Annotated in this window: 9 protein-coding genes and 1 pseudogene; 6 read left to right on the top strand and 4 right to left on the bottom strand. The window is 70.5% G+C overall.

Annotated features, from left to right (window positions below; all coding sequences use genetic code 11):
- Nucleotides 1-96: 96 nt before the first annotated feature.
- Both FRW57_RS12765 and FRW57_RS12760 read right to left on the bottom strand, forming a co-directional pair.
- Nucleotides 97-1,338, bottom strand: coding sequence for a Gmad2 immunoglobulin-like domain-containing protein (locus tag FRW57_RS12765; protein ID WP_137121662.1), 1,242 nt, complete (start codon nucleotides 1,336-1,338; stop codon nucleotides 97-99).
- Nucleotides 1,335-1,898, bottom strand: coding sequence for a SigE family RNA polymerase sigma factor (locus FRW57_RS12760; protein ID WP_238384682.1), 564 nt, complete (start codon nucleotides 1,896-1,898; stop codon nucleotides 1,335-1,337). Before FRW57_RS12760 ends, FRW57_RS12765 begins: the two co-directional genes overlap by 4 nt.
- Before the next feature lie 54 nt (nucleotides 1,899-1,952).
- Here FRW57_RS12760 and FRW57_RS12755 point away from each other — a divergent pair, with 54 nt between their 5' ends.
- The 6 genes and pseudogenes from FRW57_RS12755 to FRW57_RS12730 all read left to right on the top strand — a co-directional run bounded on the left by FRW57_RS12755 (nucleotide 1,953) and on the right by FRW57_RS12730 (nucleotide 7,132).
- Nucleotides 1,953-2,333, top strand: coding sequence for a histidine triad nucleotide-binding protein (locus tag FRW57_RS12755; protein ID WP_137121663.1), 381 nt, complete (start codon nucleotides 1,953-1,955; stop codon nucleotides 2,331-2,333).
- 119 nt (nucleotides 2,334-2,452) lie between these two features.
- On the top strand, nucleotides 2,453-3,502 hold the full coding sequence (locus tag FRW57_RS12750; protein WP_152186143.1) for a PhoH family protein: 1,050 nt from the start codon (nucleotides 2,453-2,455) through the stop codon (nucleotides 3,500-3,502).
- Nucleotides 3,499-3,954 (top strand): annotated as a pseudogene (ybeY, locus tag FRW57_RS12745) (rRNA maturation RNase YbeY); the annotation flags it as partial. The gene FRW57_RS12750 and the pseudogene ybeY, both read left to right, overlap by 4 nt.
- A gap of 141 nt (nucleotides 3,955-4,095) precedes the next feature.
- Nucleotides 4,096-5,421, top strand: coding sequence for a hemolysin family protein (locus FRW57_RS12740; RefSeq protein ID WP_137121666.1), 1,326 nt, complete (start codon nucleotides 4,096-4,098; stop codon nucleotides 5,419-5,421).
- A gap of 166 nt (nucleotides 5,422-5,587) precedes the next feature.
- Nucleotides 5,588-6,505, top strand: coding sequence for a GTPase Era (era, locus tag FRW57_RS12735; protein ID WP_137121667.1), 918 nt, complete (start codon nucleotides 5,588-5,590; stop codon nucleotides 6,503-6,505).
- A gap of 15 nt (nucleotides 6,506-6,520) precedes the next feature.
- Nucleotides 6,521-7,132: a DUF6624 domain-containing protein gene (locus FRW57_RS12730; RefSeq protein ID WP_137121668.1), complete on the top strand. Its 612-nt coding sequence runs from the start codon at nucleotides 6,521-6,523 to the stop codon at nucleotides 7,130-7,132.
- A 38-nt stretch (nucleotides 7,133-7,170) separates the two neighbouring features.
- On the opposite strand, the gene FRW57_RS12725 is transcribed toward FRW57_RS12730, so the two are convergent.
- Together FRW57_RS12725 and FRW57_RS12720 are read right to left on the bottom strand one after the other, a co-directional pair.
- Entirely contained in the window at nucleotides 7,171-8,340 is a 1,170-nt protein-coding gene (locus FRW57_RS12725) for a M4 family metallopeptidase (RefSeq protein WP_137121669.1), read from the bottom strand.
- A 60-nt stretch (nucleotides 8,341-8,400) separates the two neighbouring features.
- On the bottom strand, nucleotides 8,401-8,877 hold a 477-nt coding region (locus FRW57_RS12720), incomplete at its 5' end, for an Lrp/AsnC family transcriptional regulator (RefSeq protein WP_152186141.1).

The raw sequence follows: 8,877 nt of genomic DNA, 5'->3' as shown, positions 1-8,877 counted from the left end.
AAGAGGGCTGATCGCTGTCCACGGACCCGATCATTCCGCAGCCCCGCCCACCAGGTCAGGCGACGCCCCGGACTACCGCAAAAGATCAGCGCATCCCTAACCGACGGTGAAGCGGGAGGAGACCTGGGCCGTCACGGTCTTGCCGTCGCCGGCACTGGTCGTGAAGACCCGCAGGGTGTAGGTGCCCTTCGGGAGGTCGCCGAGACCGATCTGCCAGGTGCCCCGGGTGGGACACGCGCTGGTCGCGGTGGTGGAGCCGGAGTCGACCAGACTGCCGCCGCTCCGCAGCTGCCACTGCGCCACGGCCTCGAAGGTGCAGGACTGTCCGGTGGCCACCACGGGGGAGGAGCCGTTCACGGTGGTGCCTGGTGCCGGGTCGTCGATCCACAGTGGGGCAAGGTCCTGGTATGCCGTGTCCGCACCGGGCCGGTCGTAGGTGCGGCTGGTCGGATAGCGGCCGAACAACGAGGTCGAGCCGTCGTCGATGGTGAAGCGGACGGGCGTGCTGCCCTGGCCGACCCCGGCCTGCACCGTCCAGACCAGCTGCTGGACCGCCAACCGGCTCTGCTCGGCTGAGAGTCCGCTCGCCGACCCGGGGTGGCTGAGGGAGACATCGATGCGGTTGCTGCCGACCTCCACACCGGTGACCTGCACCCCGGTCCACGGCTGCAGGTAGTCGGCCGACGCGACCGCCGGCCGGCTCATCGCCACCGACAGGGCAGCCTCGCCGAGCTGGGCCGGTGTGGCGCCCTCGGGCACCTGTCCCCTGACGAACTGCCGGAACAGCCCGAACCGTGCGTCCTCGCCTCCGTCCGGGCCGACGAAGTAGGCAGGAAGTGCCCGGGCCGCGGTCGAGGTAAGCTCGCTGCTCGGGGTGGTCGAGCGCGGTGGTGCGGTGACCGCCGGCGGGACGACGGGCACCGCGCCGGACCCGCTCGCAGTCGTGGCCCGACCGGGCGAGGTGGCCGAGGAATGGCTGGTGGTTGTGCGGTTCGGACCGCTGGACGGCGAGCCCGTCGGGGACGGTGTCGTCGGAGCACCGGTCGTCGGTGGCGTGGTGGTGGCGCTGGTCGACAGGGCCGGTGCCGGCAACCGGTCAGGTGGCTCACCGATCACGTTGTAGACCGCCCCGCCCAGGACGGCCACCGAGGCCGCGGTGGCGAGGGGGACGAGCCAGCGTCGGACGGATCGACTCTCGCCCAGCCAGCGGCGGGCTGTGCGGGCGCGGGCGGCTGCCAGGATCTGGGCGTGGCGCTCGTTGGGCTCGATCCGACGCGCCTCAGCGTCCAGGGCCGCGCGGAGCTCCCGCTCCAGGTCCCCGAACTCCCCGCCGTTCATGATGTCTCCTTCATGGCTTCGCGCAGTGCCGCGAGTCCGCGGTGTGCATGCGCCTTGACCGACCCGGGCGAGATGTCGAGGGCGTCGGCGATCTGGCTCTCGCTCAGGTCGAGGTAGTAGCGCAGGGTCAGCACCTCTCGTTGTCGTCGTGGCAGATCGGCGAGGCTGACCAGCAGGGCGTCGCCCTCGGTGCGCTCGAGCGCTTGCTCCTCAGCGCTCGGCCCCGCCAGGTGGTCGTGAGTGCTGTAGGTCAGCTCGGTGGAGAGGTGGCGCTGCTCCACGGCGCGGTGGCGCAGCACGGAGCGAGACCCGTTGACCACGCAGCGCCGCAGGTAGGCCAGCGCCTTGTCGGGCTCGGCCAGGCCGTTCCAGCGGGAGTGCATCGAGACGAAGGCGTCCTGCACGACCTCCTCGGCGACCTGCTGGTTGTGGAGCAGCAGCCACGCCAGGCGCACGAGCGAGTGCCAGTGCACGGCATACATCTCGGAGAGGGCCTCGTCGGCGGCCCAACGAGTGTCCCGCCCGCGGGCGTCGCGCTCCGCCATGGCCAAGCCTCTCACGCACTCTCCACGCGCGAGAGCGCTTCGAGGTTGACCTGGCCTACCCTCGTGCGCATGGACACGACACCTGACACGGCCGGGCGCGGGCCCGAGCCGGACTGCCTCTTCTGCAAGATCGTCGCCGGCGAGGTGCCTGCCGACGTGGTGCACGAGACCGAGCACAGCGTGGCCTTCCGCGACATCAACGCGCAGGCCCCCACGCACGTGCTGGTGATCCCGCGTGACCACCACGTCGACCTCGTCGCGCTCGCCACCGCCGCGCCCGACCATGCGGTCGAGGTGCTGCGCGCCGCCGGCGCGGTCGCCGAGCAGGAGGGCGTCGCAGGATCCGGCTACCGGCTGGTGGCCAACAGCGGCCAGGACGCGCAGCAGACCGTCCCGCACGCCCACGTGCACGTGGTGGGTGGACGCGCCATGACCTGGCCCCCCGGCTGAGCGGCGACGACAGCGTGAGGAACGAGCGAGGTACGAGCGAGGCCCGGAGCGCCGAGGAGCGCGACCACGAGGCTGAGCGGCGGCCGCCGGGCTCGTCCGCACCGTAGACTGACCGCACGATGAGTGAAGACCACCCCACGCCCGACGCCCCCACCCAGACGATCGTCATCCCCCCGGAGGTGTCCATGGTGACCCTCCTGGGGCCCCGTGACGAGATGTTGCGGACGATGGAACGTGCCTTCCCGCACCTCGACGTGCACGTGCGCGGCAACGAGTTCCACCTGACGGGTCCCAGTGCCGACATCGCGCTCGTCGAGCGGCTCCTGGACGAGCTGCTCCGAGTGCTGGAGGCGGGACAGCCGCTCAACCGTGACGCCGTCGAGCGGTCGATCGGCATGTTGCGCGCCCAGACCGCCGAGCGCCCCGCCGACGTGCTCACGATGAACATCGTCTCCAACCGGGGCCGCACGATCCGGCCCAAGACGCTCGGCCAGAAGCGCTACGTCGACGCGATCGACGCGCACACCGTGATCTTCGGGATCGGGCCCGCCGGGACCGGCAAGACCTACCTGGCGATGGCCAAGGCGGTCGCCGCGCTGCAGGCCAAGCAGGTCAACCGCATCATCCTGACCCGACCGGCCGTGGAGGCGGGAGAGAGCCTCGGCTTCCTGCCCGGCACGCTCAACGACAAGATCGACCCCTACCTGCGTCCCCTGTATGACGCGTTGCACGACATGGTCGACCCGGACTCGATCCCGCGGTTGATGGCGGCGGGCACGATCGAGGTCGCCCCGTTGGCGTTCATGCGGGGCAGGACGCTCAATGATGCGTTCGTCATCCTGGACGAGGCGCAGAACACGTCGGCGGAACAGATGAAGATGTTCCTGACCCGGCTCGGGTTCGGCTCCAAGATGGTGGTCACCGGTGACATCACCCAGATCGACCTGCCCGGTGGTGCGACGTCCGGGCTGAAGATCGTGCGGGAGATCCTGCAGGACGTCGACGACGTGCACTTCGCCCAGCTGAGCTCGCAGGACGTGGTCCGGCACCGGTTGGTCAGCGCGATCGTCGATGCCTACGGGCGCTGGGACGAGACCCAGATCCAGCAGAGCGGGGGCTACCGCCCGCAGCGCGCGGCTCGCCGTCCGCGCTCGGGTGGGCCGCGATGAGCATCGAGGTCCTCAACGAGGCCGACCCGACGGTCGACGAGCACGAGCTGCTCGAGTGCGCGCGCTACGTCCTGGGGGAGATGCACGTCCACCCCCAGGCGGACCTGTGCCTCAAGCTGGTCGACGAGGCGGCGATGGAGGTGCTGCACGTCCAGTGGATGGACCTGCCGGGGCCGACCGATGTGATGAGCTTCCCGATGGACGAGCTGCGTCCCGGACGCGACGGCCAGGAGCCCGAGGAGGGCGTCCTCGGTGACATCGTGTTGTGCCCGAGCGTGGCCGAGCGGCAGGCCAAGGAGGCGGGTCACGCGACCGAGGAGGAGCTGCTGCTGCTCACCGTCCACGGCATCCTGCACCTGCTCGGCTTCGACCATGCGGAGCCGCAGGAGCAGGCGGAGATGTTCGAGCTGCAGCGGACGTTGCTGCTGACGTTTCTTGCTGGGCGTAGCAGGCAGTCGGACTCAGCCGGGCGCAGCAGGCAGTCGGACTCAGCCGGGCGCAGCAGGCAGTCGGACTCAGCCGGGCGCAGCAGGCAGTCGGACTCAGCCGGGCGTAGCGCCGGTGACGACGATTCCCCCTCCTGAGGAAGCGTCATGATCACCCGTCTGGTCGTCGCCGCGCTGCTGTGCGTCGTGGTGGCGTTCCTGCTGTCCGCCTGCGAGGCCGCCCTGATGCGGATGTCGCGACCGCGCGTCCAGGAGCTGGTCGACGACTCCCGTCGCGGATCGGCCGCGTTGTCGGCCATCGTCGGTGACAGCGCGTCATACCTGTCGGTGGCGACCTTCCTGCGCGTCGGCGCCGAGTCCGCGGCGGCGGTCCTGGTCACCCTGGTCGTGGTCGACCTGGTGGACGGCTTCTGGTGGCTGCTCCTGGTCAGCATCGGCATCATGGTGCTGGTCTCCTTCATCCTGGTGAGCGTGTCTCCGCGCACGATCGGGCGCCAGCACGCGGACCGGGTGGCGCTCCTCTCGGCACCGCTGCTGGTGTGGCTGCGGCGGCTGCTCGGCCCGGTGGCCCGCGCGCTGATCGTCGTGGGCAACGCGGTAACTCCCGGCGAGGGCTACCGCGACGGGCCGTTCGACTCGGAGGCGGAGCTCCGGGACCTGGTCGACCTCGCCGGCGAGAACGCGCTGATCGAGGCGGGCGAGCGCGAGATGATCCACTCGGTCTTCGAGCTCGGTGACACGGTGGTGCGCGAGGTGATGGTGCCGCGGACCGACATGGTCACGATCGACGCCACGCATCCGCTTCGCAAGGCCATGTCTCTTTTCCTGAGGTCGGGCTTCTCCCGCATCCCGGCGGTGGGCGAGGGGCCGGACGACGTGCTCGGCCTGCTCTACTTCAAGGACGTCGCCCGTCGCGTCAACGCCGACGACCAGGCCCAGTCGCTGCCGGTGTCGCAGCTGATGCGTCCGGCACACTTCGTGCCGGAGAGCAAGCCGATCGACGACCTGCTGCGCGAGATGCAGCGCGACCAGACGCACTTCGCCGTGGTCATCGACGAGTACGGCGGCACGGCCGGTCTGGTGACGATCGAGGACATCCTCGAGGAGATCGTGGGTGAGATCGCCGACGAGTACGACCGGGAGGCCCCTGGCGTCGAGCGGCTCGAGGACGGCCGCACACGGGTCCCGGCGACCATGTATGTCGATGACCTCGCCGAGCTCTTCCGCGTCACCATCGACGAGGACGAGGTCGATACCGTGGGCGGGCTGCTCGGCAAGGCGATCGGACTGGTGCCGATCCCGGGTTCGCACGCCGAGGTGGCCGGGCTGTCGCTGACCGCGGAGCGGATGGCCGGTCGACGCCACCGCATCGCGACCGTGCTGGTGGAGCCGGTGGGGGCACAGGACGACGCCGAGGGCGGACAGGACGGGACGACCGGCGTCTCGCGGCAGAGCAGGGAAGAGGCGTCATGATCGCTCCCCACAAAGAGCACCCCATAAAGCCACCCCACGAGGTTCTCCGCTCGCGGGCTCGCTGCGATACCTCGCGAGGACCCCGGCGGTCCTCGCTGGTGCCTCGCTCGGTACTTCGCGGGGACCCCGCTGTCCGCTGCGCTCCGATACCTGGCGGGCACCCCGCATGAAGCACGAGTTCCGGGCCGGATTTGCCTGCCTCGTGGGGCGGCCCAACGCCGGCAAGTCGACGCTGACGAACGCCATGGTGGGCCACAAGGTGGCCATCACTTCGAGCAAGCCGCAGACCACGCGGCACACCATCCGCGGGATCGCGACCACCGAGCGCGCCCAGCTGATCCTCGTGGACACTCCGGGTCTGCACAAACCGCGCACCCTGCTCGGTGAGCGTCTCAACGACCTCGTGCGCGAGACGCTGCTCGAGGTCGACGTGATCGGTTTCTGCCTTCCCGCCGACCAGCGCATCGGCCCGGGCGACGGGTTCATCGCCCGCGAGCTCGTCGAGCTGCAGCAGGCGAGGAAGGCGCGACCGGTCGTCGCGATCGCCACCAAGAGCGACCGGGTCGACAAGCAGCGCCTCGCCGAGCACCTCATCGCGATCGACCGGCTGGGGGAGTGGGCCGCGATCGTGCCCTGCTCGGCCACCCGTGGTGACCAGGTCGAAGAGGTGACCGAGGTGCTCGCCTCCTACCTGCCGGTCTCGCCGCAGCTCTACCCCGACGGCGTGCTCACCGACGAGCCGGACGTGGTGATGGTGGCGGAGCTGGTGCGCGAGGCAGCCCTCGAGGGGGTGCGCGACGAGCTGCCGCACAGCCTGGCCGTGGTCGTCGAGGAGATGCTCCCGCGCGAGGGTCGGCCGGCAGGCAAGCCGCTGCTCGATGTGCGCGTCAACGTCTTCGTCGAGAGGCAGAGCCAGAAGGCGATCATCATCGGCAAGGGCGGCACCCGGCTGCGGGAGGTGGGCACGACCGCGCGACAAGGCATCGAGGAGCTGCTCGGGCAGCGGGTGCACCTCGACCTGCACGTCAAGATCGCCAAGGACTGGCAGCGCGATCCCAAACAGCTGCAACGACTGGGGTTCTGAGGGGGCGATCCACTGATGTCAGCGGACGAGCGGTCTGCCGGCCTTGCTCGCGAGCTGGTCGCCATGGCCGAGGCGGACGAGGCACTGCGGGCCGAGCTCGCCGCGACGGGTGAGCTGTTCGACGGGTACGCCCCGGGGATGGAAGCGCTGCATCGCCGACACGCACAGCGCCTCACCGACATCCTGGACGACCATGGCTGGCCGAGTCCGGCTGACGTCGGCGAGCAAGCCTGCGAAGCCGCCTGGTTGGTCCTCCAGCACGCCATCGGTGACCCGCCGCTGCAGCGACGCGGTGCGATGCTGCTGGCCGACGCGGTCGCTCGCGGCGAGGCCTCGGCGGCGCGGTGGGCCATGCTGGAGGACCGCATCGCGGTGTTCGAGGGTCGCCCGCAGAGGTATGGGACCCAACTGGACTGGGACGAGCACGGGCAGCTGTCTCCCCACACGGTGGAGGATCCCTCCGGGCTTGATCAGCGCCGGGCGGAGGTCGGGCTCGAGCCCGTGCAGGCAGCGCTGCATCGCCTGCGCGAACGAGCTGCGGCGGAAGGCCAGCGGGCGCCTGCCGACCGGATCAGGAGCAGGCAGGAGCAGCGGGAGTGGGCGCGACGAGCGGGGTGGCGCGACTGACCCCTGCCGGCTGCCCGGCGGCGGCCCGTCCGAGCGGACTACTCGGTGAGGACCTTCACCTGCAGCCAGGCATCGTGGACCGCCTTGGTCTGTGAGCTGTCCGCACCGAACCGCGCGGTGGCCGCATCGATCGTCGCCGCGGCGAAGCCCGCGAAGTCGACGTCCTTGGCGATCTTCCCGCCGGTCAGCACGTCATACCAGATCTGCCCTGGCGCCTTCCACGCCTCGCCGCCGATCGCCACGGCAGCCAGGTAGAACGCATGGTTGGGGATGCCGGAGTTGGTGTGCACCCCACCGTTGTCGTGCTGCTGGTCGTGCGGCAGGTCGACGTAGCCGTCCATCGTGGCGGGTTGCGGGTCCTTGCCCAGGTGCGGATCGTCATACGCCGTCCCGGGGGCCTTCATCGAGCGCAGGGCGACGCCGTGGACCTTGTCGGTGAACAGCCCCTCCCCGATGAGCCAGTCGGCCTGGTCAGCGGTCTGGCCGAGCTTCATCTGCTTGACCAGGGATCCGAAGACGTCGGAGACCGACTCGTTGAGCGCACCCGACTGGCCGACGTAGGTCAGTCCGGCGGTGTACTGGGTGACGCCGTGGGTCAGCTCGTGCCCGATGACGTCGACGCTGTCGGTGAACGACCGGAAGTAGACCCCGTCGCCGTCACCGAAGACCATCTGCTCGCCATCCCAGAAGGCGTTGTCGAAGTCCTTCTCGTAGTGCACGCTCGCGATGAGGGGCAGACCCTCGTTGTCCAGTGAATTGCGCTGGTATGAGGTCCAGTACAGCGTCCACGTATCACCCAGCCCGTCGTAGGCCTCGTTGACCGACTCGTCCGGGACGGCGGCCTGCCCCTCGTCCCGCACCTGCGTGCCCGGGAGGTCGGTGCCCTGCTCGGCGTCGTAGACCGTGCGGTCGGGCGCCGGCTCCGTGGTGGTGGCCGGTGGCTCCTGCGTGGGTGCCGGGCGCTCCTGCGTCGGCAGGCTGCGTTGGGCCGTCGACTGCAGGTCCGGTGGGATGAGGCCGGACGAGGGGCGCCGGTCCGGCCTGCTGCGGGCGGCCCGGATCTCCCGGCGGTTGCGCACCGTCCGTTCGTGCAACAGCGTGTGCTTCGCCGCCTCGGCGACCCGGGGGTCCTCGTGCTTGGCCAGCTGCTCGAGCAGGTAGGGCGGCATGATCGAGCAGGCGGCGGAATGCTCCGTTGCGGTGTCCATGGCCCCACTGTGCACCCGTGCCCCGACAAGCGGTAGTGCCGCCGGCCGACTTCGAGGGGGTCAGGGGCGCAAGGGCTCGCACGGCACGACGTCGCCCGTGCAGCGCCCGTCCGGGCCCAGCATCCACCCCATCCGCTTGAGCGTGCGCAAGGTGACCGTGCTCTCCGCGAGCTCGAGCCAGGGGAGCCGTTCGCCGAGCAGCCGCTCGATCCGCAGCAGGTCGGGCAAGGATCGGGCCCAGACGCTGAAGTAGAGGTTGGTCGCGCCCGTGGTGGACAGGCACAGCCGCAGCTCGGGAAGCGTCGACAGGGCCTCAGCCGTGCGCTCGTGCTCCGCGATGGGCACGCGCGCGTGCCAGCCGCACAGGATGGGCCACTGGGAGGCGAGTTGGGCCACCTCGCAACGGAACTGCAGCATTCCGGAGTCCAGCAGCCGGGTGAGCTGACGGCGCACGGTGGCCGGGTTGCGGCCGCTCGTCCGGGCCAGCTCGGCCGCCGTCGCACGCCCGTCGTGGGCCAGCCCCTCCACCAGCGGCCA

The sequence above is a fragment of the Segeticoccus rhizosphaerae genome (assembly GCF_009192725.1).
Classification (GTDB): Bacteria; Actinomycetota; Actinomycetes; order Actinomycetales; family Dermatophilaceae; genus Segeticoccus; species Segeticoccus rhizosphaerae.
Note: the sequence above shows the minus strand (reverse complement) of the source record. Positions and strands in the feature narration are given on the sequence as shown.